Genomic DNA, 14,843 nt, shown 5'->3' with positions numbered 1-14,843 from the left:
AGAGTCAGGCGGAGCGGCGCAGCCAGAAGGTGAGACGCAGCTCCTCGTCCTGGACAGGGGTCAGGTCCGCGTCCGGCTCGCCGTCCTGCCAGGTGCTCGCGAGCACCTCGCCGGCCACCTCGTCGCCGTGCTCGCGCAGCGCCGCCGCGAGCTCGGCGTCGCTGGTGCGCCACCACAGGTCGATCCGGTCGCTGATGTCCAGGCCGGTGTTCTTGCGGGCCTCCTGGACCAGGCGGATCACCTCGCGGACCAGCCCGGCGCGGCGCAGCTCCGGCGTGACGGTCAGGTCGAGCGCGACCGTCTCCCCGGCGGCGCTCTCCACCGCCCAGCCGCTGCGCGGCCGCTCGGTGACGATCACGTCGTCCGGCGTCAGCTCCACCTTGCCGACCTCGTCGGCCTCGACGGTGACCGAGCCGGAGTCGCGCAGGGCGTGGACGAGCCCGGCCGGCTCGGCGGCGGTGACGGCCGCCGCGACCTTCGGGGTCTGCTTGGCGAAGCGCTTGCCCAGCTCGCGGAAGTTGGGCTTGACCTGGTACTCGACGAGCTCGCCGCCGATCGAGGCGAGCGTGTCGAAGCCCTGGACGTTCAGCTCGTCGGCGATCTGCGCGCGCAGCTCGTCGGGGAGCGACGCCCAGCGAGCGGCGCCGACGAGGGCGCGGCCGAGCGGCTGGCGGGTGCGGACGCCCGACGCGGCCCGGGCGGACCGGCCCAGCTCCACGAGACGCCGGACCAGCGCCATCCGGTCGGACAGCTCGGCGTCGAGGAGCGTCTCGTTCACCTCCGGCCAGGCCGCCAGGTGCACCGAGTCCGGGTCGCCGTCGCGCCGCAGGACGTCCCAGACGTAGTCGGTGACGAACGGGGCGATCGGCGCCATGAGCCGCGTCAGCGTCTCCAGGCACTCGTACAGCGTGGCGAACGCCGCGGCGTTCTCGCCGGACGCCTCGGGCCCCTCCCAGAAGCGGCGGCGGGAGCGGCGGACGTACCAGTTGGACAGGTCGTCGATGAACTCCGCGAGGCGGCGGCCGGCGGCGGCCGTGTCGAAGCCCTCGAGCGCCGTGTCGACCTCGCGGACCGTACGGTGCAGCTCGGCCAGCACCCACCGGTCGAGCAGCGGCCGGTCGGCGTACGCGGGGGCGGGCGCGTCCGGCGTCCACCCGGAGGCGTTCGCGTACAGCGCGAAGAACGACGCGGTGTTCCAGTAGGTCAGGAGGATCTTGCGGACGATCTCCTCGAGCGGGGCGTCGCCGACGCGGCGGGCGGCCCACGGCTGGCCGGCCGCGGCCATGTACCAGCGCAGGGCGTCGGCGCCGTGCTTGTCCATGAGCGGGATCGGCTCGAGGACGTTGCCGAGGTGCTTGCTCATCTTCCGGCCGTCGTCGGCGAGGATGTGGCCGAGGCAGACGACGTTCTCGTACGACGAGCGGTCGAAGACGAGCGTGCCGACGGCCATCAGCGAGTAGAACCAGCCGCGGGTCTGGTCGATGGCCTCGCAGATGTACTGCGCCGGGTAGGACGCCTCGAACGTCTCCTGCTGCCGGTGCGGCGCGCCCCACTGGGCGAACGGCATGGAGCCGGAGTCGTACCAGGCGTCGATCACGTCGGGGACGCGCCGGGCCTCCTTGCCGCACTCCGGGCAGGCGAAGACGACGTCGTCGACGTACGGGCGGTGCGGGTCGAGCGTGCTCAGGTCCTGCCCGGCGAGCTCACCGAGCTCCTTGAGGGAGCCGACGCAGGTGGCGTGCTCGTCCTCGCACAGCCAGAGCGGCAGCGGCGTGCCCCAGTAGCGGCTGCGCGACAGTGACCAGTCGACGTTGTTGCGCAGCCACTCGCCGTACCGGCCCTCCTTGATCGTGGCGGGGAACCAGTTGGTGCGCTCGTTCTCCTCCAGGAGCCGGTCCTTGATGGCCGTGGTCTTGATGTACCAGGCGGGCAGCGCGTAGTAGAGCAGCGGCGTGTGGCACCGCCAGCAGTGCGGGTAGCTGTGCTCGTAGCGTTCCGAGCGGAACAGCAGCCCGCGGTCCCTGAGGTTCTCGGTGAGGCGCTGGTCGGCCTCCTTGAAGAACACGCCGCCGACGAGCGGCACCGACAGGTCGAACTTCCCGTCCGGGTTGATCGGGTTCACGATGGGCATGCCGGCCGCGCGGGTGGCCGCGAAGTCGTCCGCGCCGAAGGCGGGCGCCATGTGGACCAGGCCGGTGCCGTCCTCGGTGGTGACGAAGTCGGCGGCCAGCACGCGGTGCGCGTCGGGGATGTCGACCAGGTCGAACGGCCGCCGGTACGACGTGCCGACGAGGTCGGCGCCGGCGACGCGGGAGACGATGTGCCAGCCCTCGCCGAGGACCTGGGCGAACAGCGGCTCGGCCACCACCACGCGGCCGGGCTCGCCGGAACGGGCGGCGACGACGTACGTCACGTCCGGGTGGACGGCGATCGCGGTGTTGGACACCAGCGTCCAGGGCGTGGTCGTCCAGACCAGCAGGTCGGTGCCTTCGAGCGGGCCGTCGGTGATCGGGAACCGTACGGTGACCGACGGGTCGACGACGGTCTCGTAGCCGCCCGGCTGGCCGAGCTCGTGGTCGGACAGGGGCGTGCCGCAGCGCGGGCAGTACGGGCTGATGCGGTGGTCGCGGACCAGCAGGCCCTTGTCGAAGATCGTCTTGAGGGACCACCAGACGGCCTCGACGTAGTCGGGGTCCATCGTGCGGTAGGCCTGCGCGAGGTCCACCCAGTAGCCCATGCGCTCGGTCATCGCCTCGAAGGCGTCGACGTGGCGCAGCACCGACTCGCGGCAGCGCGCGTTGAACTCCGCGACGCCGTACGACTCGATGTCACGCTTGCCGGAGATGCCGAGCTCTTTCTCCACGGCCACCTCGACGGGCAGGCCGTGACAGTCCCACCCGGCCTTGCGGCGGACGCTGTAGCCCTTCATCGTCTTGAACCGCGGGAACAGGTCCTTGAACACGCGCGCCTCGACGTGGTGCACGCCGGGCATGCCGTTGGCGGTCGGCGGTCCTTCGTAGAAGACCCACTGCGGCCCGGCCTCGGTCTGGTCGAGGGACCGCTGGAAGACCTTGCCCTGCCGCCAGCGGGCCAGGACGTCCCGCTCCAGCGCGGGAAGGTCGACCTGCGCGGGGAGGGTACGCAGCCTGCCGCGTCCCGTCTCGGGCGCGGCCTGCGGCTCGTCGGGCATTTCGGGTGCACCTCCGGCGTCACGAACTTGTACGTGGAAACCGGAGGGACGAGGCGGCGAAGCCCCGCGGTACCACCCTCCTTGGCCGCTCCGAGAAGAAGGAACGACCCGCTCATTACGGTCGGCTGCCGGATCTACTGGGCCTGGTGGCCGTTCCGCCGGCGGCTCAGGGGTGATCAGACCGCCGTGCACGCCCCCGGACTCGCACCGTCTCCGGGTCGCTCAAGGCTGCGTACGGCGGCAGGCGTCCCCATCAATGCCCTGCCGATAGCGACGATAACGCACCAGGGCCTGTGACTTCTTCCCGTTAAGAGGGCGGAGGCGGGCAGGAGGGGGTTTCGGACAGGGCGCGCTGGTCAAGAACGGGCAATGACACGCCAAGGGAACACGACGCGCTGATGGCGTAATGGGCGATATGCGGAGTGTGACAACCGCTGGTCATTTGCCGTCTGGCGAAGCGCGACCTATGCTGCCCGCACTGCCGAAAAACATGATCAGCGCGAGGGGGCCCACATGGACGGTACCACTGGTGCGGGAGATAAGAATCGCACAGCCGAGGCGCCCCGCACATCGCGCACCGGGCCGCGTCACCGGTCGGCCAAGGCTCAGCAGATCTCCACGGCCACCGCGCAACGGCTTCCGGTCCGCGAGGGGGAGGACCTGTGGACCAGTGCGGAGCTGTCCGAGGTCCGTGGCCGGTTGCAGGCGGAGATGAAGGAGCTGACCGCCGAGATCGCGACGGCGGAGTCGCAGATCGCCGAGCGCATCAACGACGCCGCCGAGGGGGCCGGCGACGATCAGGCCGACGCCGGCGCCAAGACGTTCGAGCGTGAGCAGGCGATGGCGCTCACCTATAACGCCCGTGACCTGCTCGCCCAGAACGAACGCGCGATCGTCCGGATCGATCAGGGCACCTACGGGGTGTGCGAGTCGTGCGGTCAGGCGATCGGCAAGGCGCGCCTGCAGGCGTTTCCGCGTGCGACCCTATGTGTGAGATGCAAACAGCGCGAGGAGCGTCGCTGAGCGACGCCATGAACCCAGAGCAGGAAGCCGCCGAGCGGCCGCGGCGCATCGGCGTGCTCGTCGTCGTCGCGGCGGCCGCCCTCGCCGTCGACGCGATCAGCAAGGTCATCGTCGTGGCGACGCTGCAGGACCGCCCGCCCGTCGAGCTGATCGGCGGGCTGCTGACGTTGCGGGTGCTCCGTAACAGCGGTGCCGCCTTCAACATCGGCACCGGGCTGACCTATGTCTTCACCGTGATCGCCACCGGCGTCGTCGTGGCGACCCTCCGGTACGCCCGGCGGCTGCGCAGCCTGCCGTGGGCCATCACCCTCGGCCTCCTGCTCGGCGGGGCGCTGGGCAATCTGACCGACCGCCTGCTGCGGTCCCCGGGCCCGCTGAGGGGGCACGTCGTCGACTGGATCGAGCTGCCGCACTGGCCCGTGTTCAACCTCGCCGACTCGGCGATCGTCTGCGGCGGGGCCCTGGCCGTGGTGCTGGCCTCGCGCGGGCTGCAGGTGGACGGCACCGTCTACCGCGACGAGAAGAAGGACCAGCGGGCCGGGCGCGACTCCGGGACCGACGGTGCCGACGCCGAGGGCGGCGCCCCGGCGGCGGACGGGGCGGACCACGTGCTCGCCGAGCGTGCCCCCGGCACGACGAAGCCGGACGCGCCTGCCGAGCCCGCCTCCGGCACGACGAAGACCGCCGGCGAAGCGAACGACGAGGGCGAGCGACCCAGCGGTCCGGCCGGCTCCGGCGGCGAAGACGACGCGGCCGGCGGTCGCCCGGAGGCCGAGAGTGCCTCTGACGGCGGTCGCCTGGACGCCGAGAGCGCCTCCGATGGCGTCACCGCTTCCGACGACGTCACCGACTCCAACGGCGCCACCGCTTCGGGCGACGCCGTGGCCGAGGGTGGCGCGCCGAAGGACAACGGCCGCGCGGCCGGCGAGGCCTCCGTTCGGGATGCGAAGCACTGATGAGCGAGCACCGCAGCCTCCCTGTGCCCGACGGCCTGGAGGGAGAGCGCCTCGACGCTGCCCTGGCCCGGCTCTTCGGACTGTCGCGCAGCCGCGCGGCCGAGGTCATCGCGGCCGGTGACGTCCTCGTCGACGGGCGTGCCGCCGCCAAGTCCGACCGCATGCAGGCGGGCACCTGGCTCGAGGTGACCCTGCCCGCGCCGCCGGCCGCCCCGGCCCCGAAGGCGGAGCCGGTTCCGGGCATGACCATCCTGTACGAGGACGCCGACATCGTCGTCGTCAGCAAGCCGATCGGCGTCGCCGCCCACCCCACGACGGGCTGGACGGGCCCGACCGTGCTCGGTGGTCTTCTCGGCGCCGGGCACACGATCGCCACCAGCGGCGCCGCGGAGCGCCAGGGCATCGTGCACCGCCTCGACGCGAACACCACCGGGGCGATGGTGGTCGCCAAGAGCGAGATCGCCTACTCCCGGCTGAAGCGGGCGTTCAAGGAACGGACCGTCGACAAGCGCTACCACGCGCTCGTCCAGGGCCACCCGGACCCGCTGCGCGGCACCATCGACGCGCCGATCGACCGGCACCCCTCCGGCGACGGGCGGTGGGCCGTGGTGACCGGAGGCCGCCCGTCGGTCACGCACTACGACACGATCGAGGCGTACCGGGCGGCGAGCCTGCTCGACATCAAGCTGGAGACCGGGCGTACCCACCAGATCCGCGTGCACATGTCCGCGGTGCGGCACCCGTGCGTCGGGGACTTCCTCTACGGCGCGGACCCCACCCTGTCCGCCCGGCTCGGGCTGACCCGGCAGTGGCTGCATGCCGTACGCCTCGGGTTCGAGCACCCGACGCAGGGGCACTGGGTGGAGTTCGAGTGCCCGTACCCGGACGACCTCGCGCACGCCCTCGAGGTCGTGGCCGGCGAATCCTGAGCCCACCGCGCCGCGACTTCCGTCGCAGAGGCGCGTTCCCGCGCCGCCGTCAGGGCGCCGCCCACATCGCGGGCTGGTCGCTGCGGCCGTCGGCCCGGTGGGGACACGATCGTCGCCGGGCGGCGGACGCTCGGCCTGGCACGACCACCGGGCACAGAGGCGCGTTCCCGCGCCGCCGTCAGGGCGCCGCCCACATCGCGGGCCGGTCGCCGCGGCCGTCGGCCCGGCACGACCACCGGGCACAGAGGCGTCACCCGGCCGGAGGGTGATCGGCCGGCGGGATGGGCCAGCCCGGCCGCGCCGAGCTCCCGGGAGATCCGGCGGGCGGCCTCCCGTACGGCGCCGGCGACGGTCTCGCCGGGGGGCCATTCGGGCACGGGGACGACCACGCCGATCGCGCCGACGACCGTCCGGTGGCCGTCGAAGATCGGTGCCGCCAGCCCGCACTCGCCGATGACGGCCTCCTCCTGTTCCGTGGCGAGGGCGTCGGCGCGTACGCGGTCGAGCCGCGCGCGGAACTCGGCCGGGTCCGTCACCGTGTCACGGGTCATGCTGCGCAGTGGGCCGCCCGCCAGGAGCGCCCGGGCCTGATCGGGCGCGTAGGCGAGGATCGCCTTGCCGAGCGCGCTGGCGTGCGCGGGGATGACGATGCCGACCTCCGGCATCTGCCGTGAGCCGTCCGGCCGCGGCTCGTGATTGACGATCATGACCTCGTCGGGGAGCAGCACCGCGGTGCGTACGGCGTGGCCGGTGGTCCGGGCGAGCTCGGCGGCCCAGGTGAGGCTGCGGGAACGCAGCTCGAGGGTGTCGAGGTAGACGTTGCCGAGCTTCAGCACGGCCGGGCCGAGACGGTAGCGGGCGGAGCCCTGCTCCTGCAGCACCAGCCCGTGCGCCTGGAGCGTCTTGATGATGCCGTGAACGGTGGAGGGCGCCAGCTCCAGCCGGGCCGCGATCTCGGACAGGCTCAGGTGACGCTCGGCTTGGAGCACCCCCAGGACCCGGATCGCCCGATCGACGGACTGGATCATCCGCGCCCTCTTCCGGTCGTCGCCCAGGCCCGCCTGCCGATCGCACTTTACAACAGCGGGTCGACGCCTTACATTCGGGCCATTCGGCATTATCGAATGGTTTTCGTAGATGTCGAATTTCGGGTTCTCGCGGCCGACCTGACGCGTGTAGGAGGAGCCATGCCCGTACGGCAACTGGTGAACGATCCGGCCGACCTTGTGCCGGAGGCGCTGCGGGGGTTCGCCCGCGCCCATCCGGAACTGGTCCGCTTCCACGACGATCCGGCGTTCGTGGTGCGCGCCGGCGTGAGGGACGGCGCGAAGGTCGCCCTCGTATCGGGCGGCGGCTCCGGCCACGAGCCCCTGCACGTCGGCTTCGTCGGAGCGGGCATGCTCGACGCGGCGGTGCCCGGGGCGGTGTTCGCCAGCCCTACCGCGTACCAGATCAAGGCGGCGATCGAGGCCGCCGACCGCGGCCAGGGCGTGCTCCTGATCGTGAAGAACTACACCGGCGACGTCCTGAACTTCCAGATCGCCGCCGAGCTTGCCGCCGACGAGGGCATCGAGACGCGGACCGTCCTCGTGGACGACGACCTGGCCACGGACGGGCAGGAGGAGGGCGGCCCCGGACGCCGGGGGACCGCCGCGGTCGTCGCCGTCGAGAAGATCTGCGGCGCCGCGGCCGAGCGCGGAGCCTCCCTGTCCGACCTCGCCGCGCTCGGCGAGCGGGTGACCGGATCGGCGCGCACCCTGGCCCTCGCCCTCGCGTCCTGCACGCAGCCGGGTCAGAGCCGGCCGTCGTTCGACCTGGCCGACGACGAGATCGAGTTCGGCGTGGGCATCCACGGGGAGCACGGGGTGGGGCGCCGGCCGTACGGGCCGGCCCGCGACCTCGTCGGCGAGCTCACCCGCCCGATCGTCAAGGCACTGGGACTCGGCCACGGCGACTCCGTGATCGCCATCGTCAACGGCCTCGGATCGACGCACGACCTGGAGCTGTCGGCCGTCCACGGCGAGCTGATCGCGATCCTGGACGACCTCGGCGTCGCGGCGATCCGGTCGCTCGTGGGCTCCTACGTGACGTCGCTCGACATGCGCGGCTGCTCGATCACGCTGGTGCGCGCCGACGACGAACTGGTCGACCTGTGGGACGCGCCGGTCCGTACGCCGGCGCTGAGCTGGTGAGAGACGGGAGCACGGACATGGAGACCACCACCATCGACACCCGGGCCTGGATCGAGCGCTTCATCGCGGAGGTCGAACGCCGCGGCGCCGAGCTCACCGAACTGGACCGCCGGGCCGGCGACGGCGACTACGGCACGAACCTCGGCTCCGCCGTTCGCCGAGTCACGGCCAACCTGGAGGCCGGCGACGCGGACACGCCCGGCGCCGTCTTCACGGCCGTCGCGAACGCCTTCCTCAACACCGGTGGGACCAGCGGCCCGCTGTTCGGCATGTGGTTCCGGGAGTTCGCCAAGGCGCTCGGCCCCGAGGTCACCACCGAGGCGCTGAGCGAGGCCGCGCGGAACGCCGTGGCCGTCGTCCAGCGGCTCGGCAAGGCCGAGGTCGGGCACAAGACCATGGTGGACGCGATGGTGCCGGCGGCCCAGGCCCTCTCCGAGGCGGCGGAACGGGACGCCGATGTCGCCACCGCGCTGCGCGAGGCGGCGGCGGCCGCCCACGAGGGTGCCGCGTCCACCGAGGACCTGCTCGCCCGGCGCGGCAGGGCCAGCTATGTCGGCGAGCACGCGCGCGGCGTCGTCGACCCCGGCGCGCTGACCGTCGCCTGGTTCTTCGACGCGGCGACCGCGTGAACCGGGTCCCGGCGGGCGGGTGACGCCGTCCGGGACGCGACCCGGCCGGCCGCCGGGAGAGCCGCAGGCCGGCCGGGCGGCTGCCGGCCGCGGCGACTGCCGGCCGCGCCGACCACGGACTGCGGCGATCGCCGGCTGCGGCGACCGTCCACGGTGCCGATCACCGACTGCGCCGATCACCGACTGCGGCGACCGCCGACTGCGGCGACCGCCAGCCGCGGCGACCACGGACCGCGCCGACCACGGACCGCGCCGCCACCGACCGCGGCGACCATCGGCCGCTGGCGGTCGCCGGCGGCTGGTGTCGAGACGGATGGGCGGGTGTCCGCCGGATGGGGCGTGGTTCGTCCAAGCGAGGGCCGGGGGATCGGACGAAACGTTCAGCGCCGGTTGCGGATCACGAGAAACCCGGCACGATGCACCCCGTGAACGAGATGACGCAGCTCAACCTGGATGGTCGGCGGTTCGCCATGGTGAGCTCGACCGCGAGCCGGGTGGACCCCGACGCGCCCACCCGGTTCCTTTACCGGGAGGCGGACGGCGTGATCTGGGGCAGCTATGAGGGCGACACGGTCGTGCGCGGCCGGTTCGTCGGAACGCGGCGTCACGACGAAGTCGAGATCAGCTACGTGCACGTGACCAAGGACGACCGGACCCCGGTGGCCGGGCGCGCCACGAGCCGCATCGAGTCGCTGCCGGACGGGCGGTTCCGGCTGGTCGAGGAGTTCCAGTTCGACGGGGACGACACGCCCCAGGTCAGCGTGTGTGAGGAACTCCCCGCCTAGATCGTGTCTGGTGGATCTTCGTTCGGCTGCGAACAAGACCCACCGGACACGCCCAGGCCTGACTCAGGGCTCTCGCCGGGCGGGCTCGTGGGACAGGTCCTGCAGCCCGCCCAGGTCGGCACGTCCGGCGTCCGCGCGGACGAATCGCATGCTGCCCAGCGGCATCGGGCCGGTCTCGGCGGCGGGTGACGGGGCGGGCAGCGGGCGTTCGTCCGAGGGCAGGATGTAGGGGCGGCGCAGCACTTCGTCCAGGATGAACACCGTCTCGGTCGCCTTGACCGCGGGGATGCTCGCCAGCCGGTGGGTGACGAGGTGGTGCACGGTGGCCACGTCGCGGACCCTGATCTGGATCATCGCGTCGTGCTGGCCGGTGGTGATCGCGCAGTACTCCACCTCGGGCATCAGCGCCAGCTGGCTCCGGAACTGCCGCCACATCTGCTGGCGGACGGTGACGAAGACCAGCGCGCAGACGCCCAGCCCGGCGCGGACCGGGTCGACCTGGGCGGTGAACCGGACGATCACACCGTTCGCGCGCAGCGCCTCGAACCGGGTGTAGGCGTTCGCGCGGGAGATGCCCACCCGCTGCGCGAGAGCGGAGATCGAGATCCTGCCGTCCTGCCGCAGGACGTCCAGTATCCGCAGGTTGATGACGTCCAGGTCGGTGGGGATTCGTCCAGGCCGCCACTGTTCAGCGGACGGTCCGTCCGACGTTTCGTCCATTGAGGCGGGCTCCCGAAGCAGTTCATCTCGACTTTTGAGGCGGTCGTGGACAGCTTGCGGACAACACTGCACTATCACTACCTATCCGTCTAGATGTTCTGAATGTCGTATTTCGACCCTGACCGAAACCTTCGGAGGCTGTACATGCCGAGCCTGCGCTCCGCGCCCCGACGGGCGATCCTGCCCGTCCTCGTGGCATCCGCGATCAGCCTGACCGCGTGCTCCGGCGGCGGCTCCTCCTCGTCCTCCCCGGCGTCCGGAGGCAAGGCGCTGGTCATCGACACGTCCTTCAACCTGAAGACCGCCGACCCCGGCCGGATGTACGAGCAGACCGGCCTGCTGGTCGACCGGGCGCTCTACGACACGCTGCTGACCTTCACCGGATCCGACGTCAGCAAGCCGGTGCCCGCGCTGGCCGAGTCGTACCAGGAGTCCAAGGACGGCAAGACGCTGACGCTCAAGCTGCGGCAGGGGGCGACGTTCTCCGACGGCAGCCCGGTCACCGCCGACGACGTGGTGTTCTCCCTGAATCGGGTCCGCGATCTCAAGGGCAACCCGTCGTTCCTGCTGGACGGCGTGACCGTGAAGAAGGTCGACGACACGACCATCGAGCTGCACTCGGCGCAGCCGAACCCGGCGCTGCCGTTCATCCTGCCCAACCCGGCGCTCGGCATCGTCAACTCCAAGGTCGTCAAGGCCCACGGTGGCACCGAGGGCGCCGACGACAAGGCGGAGTCGTTCCTCAACGGCCAGTCGCAGGGGTCCGGCCCGTACGTGCTGGAGTCGTTCAACGCCAGCACGCAGGTCGTGCTCAAGGCCAACGCCAAGTACTGGGGCACGACCAAGCCGGCGTACGGCAAGGTCGTGATCCGCAACGTCCAGGCGCCGACGCAGAAGCTGAACGTGCAGCGTGGCGACAGCCAGATCGCGCTGGACCTGTCGGCCGACCAGGCCCAGGGCATCGGCGGCGGGCTGCAGGTCGCCAAGGGGGCCTCCGCGAGCGTGTTCTTCCTGCTGGCCAACCACAGCGGCGCCGTCAGCAAGGTCACGTCCAACCCGAAGTTCGTCGAGGCCGTCCGCAAGGGCGTCGACTACCAGGGGCTGCTCCAGCTCGCCGGCGAGGGCTCGGTCCAGGCCGCCGGGATCGTGCCGTCGATGATCAACGGTGCGCTGCCCGCCGGCCAGGCGACCGGGCGCGACGTGGCCGGCGCCAAGGCCGCGCTCGCCGCGAGCGGAGTCACGAATCCGAAGGTCAAGCTGGAGTTCCCGAGCGACTACACGCTGAACGGGCTGTCGTTCCAGCCGCTCGCCGAGCGCATCCAGGCGAACCTCAAGGAGGTCGGCATCACCGTCGACCTGGCTCCCGCGCCGATCGCGACCGCGCTGCAGAACTACCGCGACGGCAAGGAGGAGATGGGCCTGTGGTGGTGGAGCCCGGACTACCCGGACGCCAGCGACTACCTCGCCTTCCTGCCCGGCAAGCTCATCGGCCTGCGCGCGGGCTGGAAGAAGGGCGACGCCACGCCGCTGGAGCAGGCCGGTGACAAGGCCGCGCAGACCGTCGGCGGCGACCGGGCCCAGCAGTACCAGCAGATCCAGACGCAGCTGAACCAGAACGGTCCCATCGTTCCGCTGTTCCAGCCGAGCCAGCACGTGGTCAGCGCCGCCTCGGTGACCGGCGTGGCGCTGAACCCGGTGTGGACCATCGACCTCGCGGCCCTCGGCAGCAAGTGAAACACCAGCTGATCCGCTTCCTGGCCCGGCGGCTGGCGGTCTCCGTACTGCTGGCCGTCGGGGTCACGCTGGTCACGTTCACCCTCACCAACCTGGTGCCGGGTGACCCGGCCACGGCCAACCTGGGGCAGCAGGCCCTCGGCAACCCGGCGATCGTCAAGCAGTTCCGCGAGCAGCACGGCCTGGACAAGCCACTGCCGGTCCAGTACGTCACGTACCTGCGGAACCTCGCCCACGGCGATCTCGGCGAGTCACAGCAGAGCCACCGCCCGGTGGACGACGACCTGTCGGAGTTCGTGCCCGCCACGTTCGAGCTGGCCGGTGCCGCGCTGCTGCTGTCGCTCGTGGTCGGCGTCGCGTTCGGCGTGATCGCGGCGCTGCGCCGGGACCGGCTCGTCGACCAGTTCCTGCGGGTGACCAGCCTCGCCGGGGTGTCGGTGCCGACCTTCTGGCTGGCGCTGCTCGCGTTCTACTTCGTCTTCTACCGGCTGCGGCTGGCCCCCGGCTCCGGCCGCATCGCCCCCACCATGACACCGCCGCCGCACGTCACCGGCCTGTACACGGTGGACGCGGCCCTGTCCGGCCAGTGGAACGTGTTCGCCAGCGCCGTCGGCCACCTGGCACTGCCCGCGCTGGTGCTCGCCGCGTACACCATCGGGCTGCTGACCCGGTTCACCCGCTCGGCGGTGCTGGAGGTGCTCGGCCAGGACTACGTACGGGCGGCGCGCGCCAAGGGGCTGCCCGGGCACGTGGTGCTGCTGCGGTACGTGCTGCGTGCCGCGCTGGTCCCGATCATCACGGTGGCCGGCCTGGCCTTCGGCAGCCTGCTGTCCGGCACGGTGCTGGTGGAGTCGATCTTCGCCTGGCCCGGCATCGGACAGTACGCGTACAAGAGCGCGACCAATCTCGACCTGCCCGCGGTCATGGGCGTCGGGCTCGTGGTCGGCGCGATCTACGTCGTGGTCAACCTCATCGTCGACGTGCTGTACGGCGTGATCGACCCGAGAGTGAGGAGCACATGATCCGCCGTCTTCCGGAGGCGTGGCGGAGGCCCCTCGCCGTGACCGGCCTGGTCGTCGCCGTCGTCTGGCTGGTCGTCGTGGTCGCGGCGCCGCTGCTCGCCCCGTACGATCCGCTCGCGCAGAAGTTCCCCCGGCTGAGCCCGCCCGGCGGCGCGCACTGGTTCGGCACCGACGACCTCGGCCGGGACGTCTTCAGCCGGGTGCTGTACGGCGCGCGGCTGTCGATCCCGCTGACCCTGCTGCTGGTGGCGCTGTCGGTGGTGGTCGGCGGCCTGCTGGGCGCCTGCGCCGGCTACTTCGGTCGGTGGGTGGACGAGACGATCATGCGGGTGGCGGACCTGGTGTTCGCGTTCCCGACGGTGATCCTGGCGATGGCCGTGGCCGCGTCGCTGGGCGCGAGCCTGCGCAACGCGGTGCTGGCGGTCCTCGTCGTCTCCTGGCCGGCGTACGCGCGCGTCACCCGCGGTCTGGTGCTCGGCATCCGGTCCCGCGAGTTCGTCATCAGCGGGCGGCTGCTCGGCTTCTCGGTATGGCGCTCGCTCCGTACCGACGTGCTGCCCAACGTGACCGGCCCGGTCCTGGTCCTCGCCACCCTCGACATCGGCACCCAGCTCCTGCTGCTGTCCGGCCTGTCGTTCCTCGGCCTCGGCGCCAAGCCGCCCACCGCGGAGTGGGGGGCGATGGTCGCGTCGGCCACGCAGGTGTTCGACAAGTGGTGGGTCGGGGTCTTCCCCGGCCTGGCCATTCTCACGGTGGTGCTGGCGTTCAACTTCCTCGGCGACACCATGCGCGACGCGCTCGACCCGCGGACCGCCAGGGCGATCAAGGAGCGGGCGCTGTGACGATCCTGGCCATCGAAGAGCTCACCGTCGAACTGGGCGGGCGGCGCCTCATCCGCGGCATCGACCTCGCCCTGGAGGCGGGGAGGGTGCACGGGCTGGCGGGGGAGAGCGGCTCGGGCAAGACCATGACCGGCCTGGCCGTCCTCGGCCTCCTGCCGCACGGCGCGCGCACCGGCGGGACGATCTCGCTCGGCGGCACCGACCTGCTGACGCTCGCGCCGAAGCAGATGAACAAGCGGCGCGGCAGTGAGATCGGCATGGTGTTCCAGGACCCGTCGACCAGCCTGCACCCCATGCTCTCCATCGGACGTCAGCTCACCGATCCCATCCGCCACCACCTGAAGCTGGACCGGCGGCAGGCACGGGAACGGGCCGCGGAACTCCTCGGTAAGGTCCGCATCCCCGACCCGGAGGGCGCGCTCGACCGGTACCCGCACCAGTTCTCCGGCGGAATGCGGCAGCGCATCGCGATCGCCATCGCGCTCGCCTGCGACCCGCAGGTGCTGATCGCCGACGAGCCGACGACGGCCCTGGACGTCACCGTGCAGGCCGGCATCCTCCGGCTGCTGCGCGGCCTCTGCGACGACCTGGGCCTCGCCGTGCTGCTCATCACCCACGACCTCGGCGTCATGTCGTCGGTCGCCGACGTGATCAGCGTGATGCGGGACGGCCGCCTCGTCGAGACCGGGCCGCGTGCGCGCGTCATGCGCGAGCCCGCCGATCCGTACACCCGTGCCCTGCTGGACGCGCTGCCCGACCGGAGCACCCCATGACCCTTCTGTCCGTCGAGGACCTGGTCGTCGACCACCGCACCCCCGGCC

12 protein-coding genes and 1 pseudogene are annotated in these 14,843 nt (G+C 71.9%); 10 read left to right on the top strand and 3 right to left on the bottom strand.

The annotated features are described in order from the left end of the window. Window positions 1-4: 4 nt before the first annotated feature. Window positions 5-3,190 carry an isoleucine--tRNA ligase gene (gene ileS / locus ACYVF7_RS42510; RefSeq protein WP_460351659.1) on the bottom strand — a complete coding sequence of 1,062 codons (3,186 nt, stop codon included), beginning with the start codon at window positions 3,188-3,190 and terminating at the stop codon, window positions 5-7. A 612-nt stretch (window positions 3,191-3,802) separates the two neighbouring features. On the opposite strand from ileS, the gene ACYVF7_RS42505 reads away from it, so the two are divergent. From ACYVF7_RS42505 to ACYVF7_RS42495, 3 genes are read left to right on the top strand one after another with little or no spacing between them, the layout of a single operon-like run. Further along, window positions 3,803-4,213, top strand: a complete 411-nt coding sequence (locus tag ACYVF7_RS42505) for a TraR/DksA family transcriptional regulator (protein ID WP_460358417.1) — start codon at window positions 3,803-3,805, stop codon at window positions 4,211-4,213. Between the two features lie 8 nt (window positions 4,214-4,221). Then, a complete protein-coding gene (gene lspA / locus ACYVF7_RS42500; protein WP_460351658.1) occupies window positions 4,222-5,169 on the top strand; it encodes a signal peptidase II in 948 nt (315 codons plus the stop codon). Further along, window positions 5,169-6,098: an RluA family pseudouridine synthase gene (locus ACYVF7_RS42495; RefSeq protein ID WP_460351657.1), complete on the top strand. Its 930-nt coding sequence runs from the start codon at window positions 5,169-5,171 to the stop codon at window positions 6,096-6,098. Before lspA ends, ACYVF7_RS42495 begins: the two co-directional genes overlap by 1 nt. 320 nt (window positions 6,099-6,418) lie before the next feature. On the opposite strand, the pseudogene ACYVF7_RS42490 reads toward ACYVF7_RS42495, so the two are convergent. Next, window positions 6,419-7,126: pseudogene (locus ACYVF7_RS42490) on the bottom strand (IclR family transcriptional regulator); the annotation flags it as partial. Between the two features lie 159 nt (window positions 7,127-7,285). Here ACYVF7_RS42490 and ACYVF7_RS42485 point away from each other — a divergent pair. The 3 genes from ACYVF7_RS42485 (at window position 7,286) to ACYVF7_RS42475 (ending at window position 9,704) form a co-directional block, all read left to right on the top strand. After that, on the top strand, window positions 7,286-8,290 hold the full coding sequence (locus tag ACYVF7_RS42485) for a dihydroxyacetone kinase subunit DhaK (protein ID WP_460351656.1): 1,005 nt from the start codon (window positions 7,286-7,288) through the stop codon (window positions 8,288-8,290). Between the two features lie 17 nt (window positions 8,291-8,307). Further along, window positions 8,308-8,919: a dihydroxyacetone kinase subunit DhaL gene (gene dhaL, locus ACYVF7_RS42480; RefSeq protein ID WP_460351655.1), complete on the top strand. Its 612-nt coding sequence runs from the start codon at window positions 8,308-8,310 to the stop codon at window positions 8,917-8,919. A 434-nt stretch (window positions 8,920-9,353) separates the two neighbouring features. Beyond that, window positions 9,354-9,704, top strand: coding sequence for a hypothetical protein (locus ACYVF7_RS42475; protein ID WP_460358415.1), 351 nt, complete (start codon window positions 9,354-9,356; stop codon window positions 9,702-9,704). A gap of 63 nt (window positions 9,705-9,767) precedes the next feature. On the opposite strand, the gene ACYVF7_RS42470 is transcribed toward ACYVF7_RS42475, so the two are convergent. Next, window positions 9,768-10,424 carry an Lrp/AsnC family transcriptional regulator gene (locus ACYVF7_RS42470; protein WP_460351654.1) on the bottom strand — a complete coding sequence of 219 codons (657 nt, stop codon included), beginning with the start codon at window positions 10,422-10,424 and terminating at the stop codon, window positions 9,768-9,770. Between the two features lie 144 nt (window positions 10,425-10,568). Here ACYVF7_RS42470 and ACYVF7_RS42465 point away from each other — a divergent pair, with 144 nt between their 5' ends. The 4 genes from ACYVF7_RS42465 to ACYVF7_RS42450 are packed head-to-tail and all read left to right on the top strand — an operon-like array spanning window position 10,569 to window position 14,795. Next, on the top strand, window positions 10,569-12,158 hold the full coding sequence (locus ACYVF7_RS42465) for an ABC transporter substrate-binding protein (RefSeq protein WP_460351653.1): 1,590 nt from the start codon (window positions 10,569-10,571) through the stop codon (window positions 12,156-12,158). Then, complete coding sequence (locus tag ACYVF7_RS42460) at window positions 12,155-13,180, top strand: ABC transporter permease (RefSeq protein WP_460351652.1); 1,026 nt, start codon at window positions 12,155-12,157, stop codon at window positions 13,178-13,180. The genes ACYVF7_RS42465 and ACYVF7_RS42460 overlap by 4 nt, the downstream gene beginning before the upstream one ends. Then, window positions 13,177-14,022, top strand: a complete 846-nt coding sequence (locus tag ACYVF7_RS42455) for an ABC transporter permease (RefSeq protein WP_460351651.1) — start codon at window positions 13,177-13,179, stop codon at window positions 14,020-14,022. Before ACYVF7_RS42460 ends, ACYVF7_RS42455 begins: the two co-directional genes overlap by 4 nt. Next, window positions 14,019-14,795 (top strand): ABC transporter ATP-binding protein, encoded by a 777-nt coding sequence (locus ACYVF7_RS42450; RefSeq protein WP_460351650.1) that lies wholly within the window; start codon window positions 14,019-14,021, stop codon window positions 14,793-14,795. The genes ACYVF7_RS42455 and ACYVF7_RS42450 overlap by 4 nt, the downstream gene beginning before the upstream one ends. Window positions 14,796-14,843 lie beyond the last annotated feature (48 nt).

The organism is Actinoallomurus acanthiterrae (assembly GCF_054775715.1).
The sequence above is the reverse complement of the archived record's forward strand: the minus strand, read 5'-3'. Positions and strand labels throughout refer to the sequence as shown.

What these genes read in the sequence shown, in the direction of transcription:
- ileS (WP_460351659.1), bottom strand. Translation starts at nt 3,190, where the DNA reads ATGCCCGACGAGCCGCAGGCCGCGCCCGAGACGGGACGCGGCAGGCTG.
- ACYVF7_RS42475 (WP_460358415.1), top strand. Translation starts at nt 9,354, where the DNA reads ATGACGCAGCTCAACCTGGATGGTCGGCGGTTCGCCATGGTGAGCTCG.
- ACYVF7_RS42455 (WP_460351651.1), top strand. Translation starts at nt 13,177, where the DNA reads ATGATCCGCCGTCTTCCGGAGGCGTGGCGGAGGCCCCTCGCCGTGACC.
- ACYVF7_RS42485 (WP_460351656.1), top strand. Translation starts at nt 7,286, where the DNA reads ATGCCCGTACGGCAACTGGTGAACGATCCGGCCGACCTTGTGCCGGAG.
- lspA (WP_460351658.1), top strand. Translation starts at nt 4,222, where the DNA reads ATGAACCCAGAGCAGGAAGCCGCCGAGCGGCCGCGGCGCATCGGCGTG.
- ACYVF7_RS42470 (WP_460351654.1), bottom strand. Translation starts at nt 10,424, where the DNA reads ATGGACGAAACGTCGGACGGACCGTCCGCTGAACAGTGGCGGCCTGGA.
- dhaL (WP_460351655.1), top strand. Translation starts at nt 8,308, where the DNA reads ATGGAGACCACCACCATCGACACCCGGGCCTGGATCGAGCGCTTCATC.
- ACYVF7_RS42465 (WP_460351653.1), top strand. Translation starts at nt 10,569, where the DNA reads ATGCCGAGCCTGCGCTCCGCGCCCCGACGGGCGATCCTGCCCGTCCTC.
- ACYVF7_RS42495 (WP_460351657.1), top strand. Translation starts at nt 5,169, where the DNA reads ATGAGCGAGCACCGCAGCCTCCCTGTGCCCGACGGCCTGGAGGGAGAG.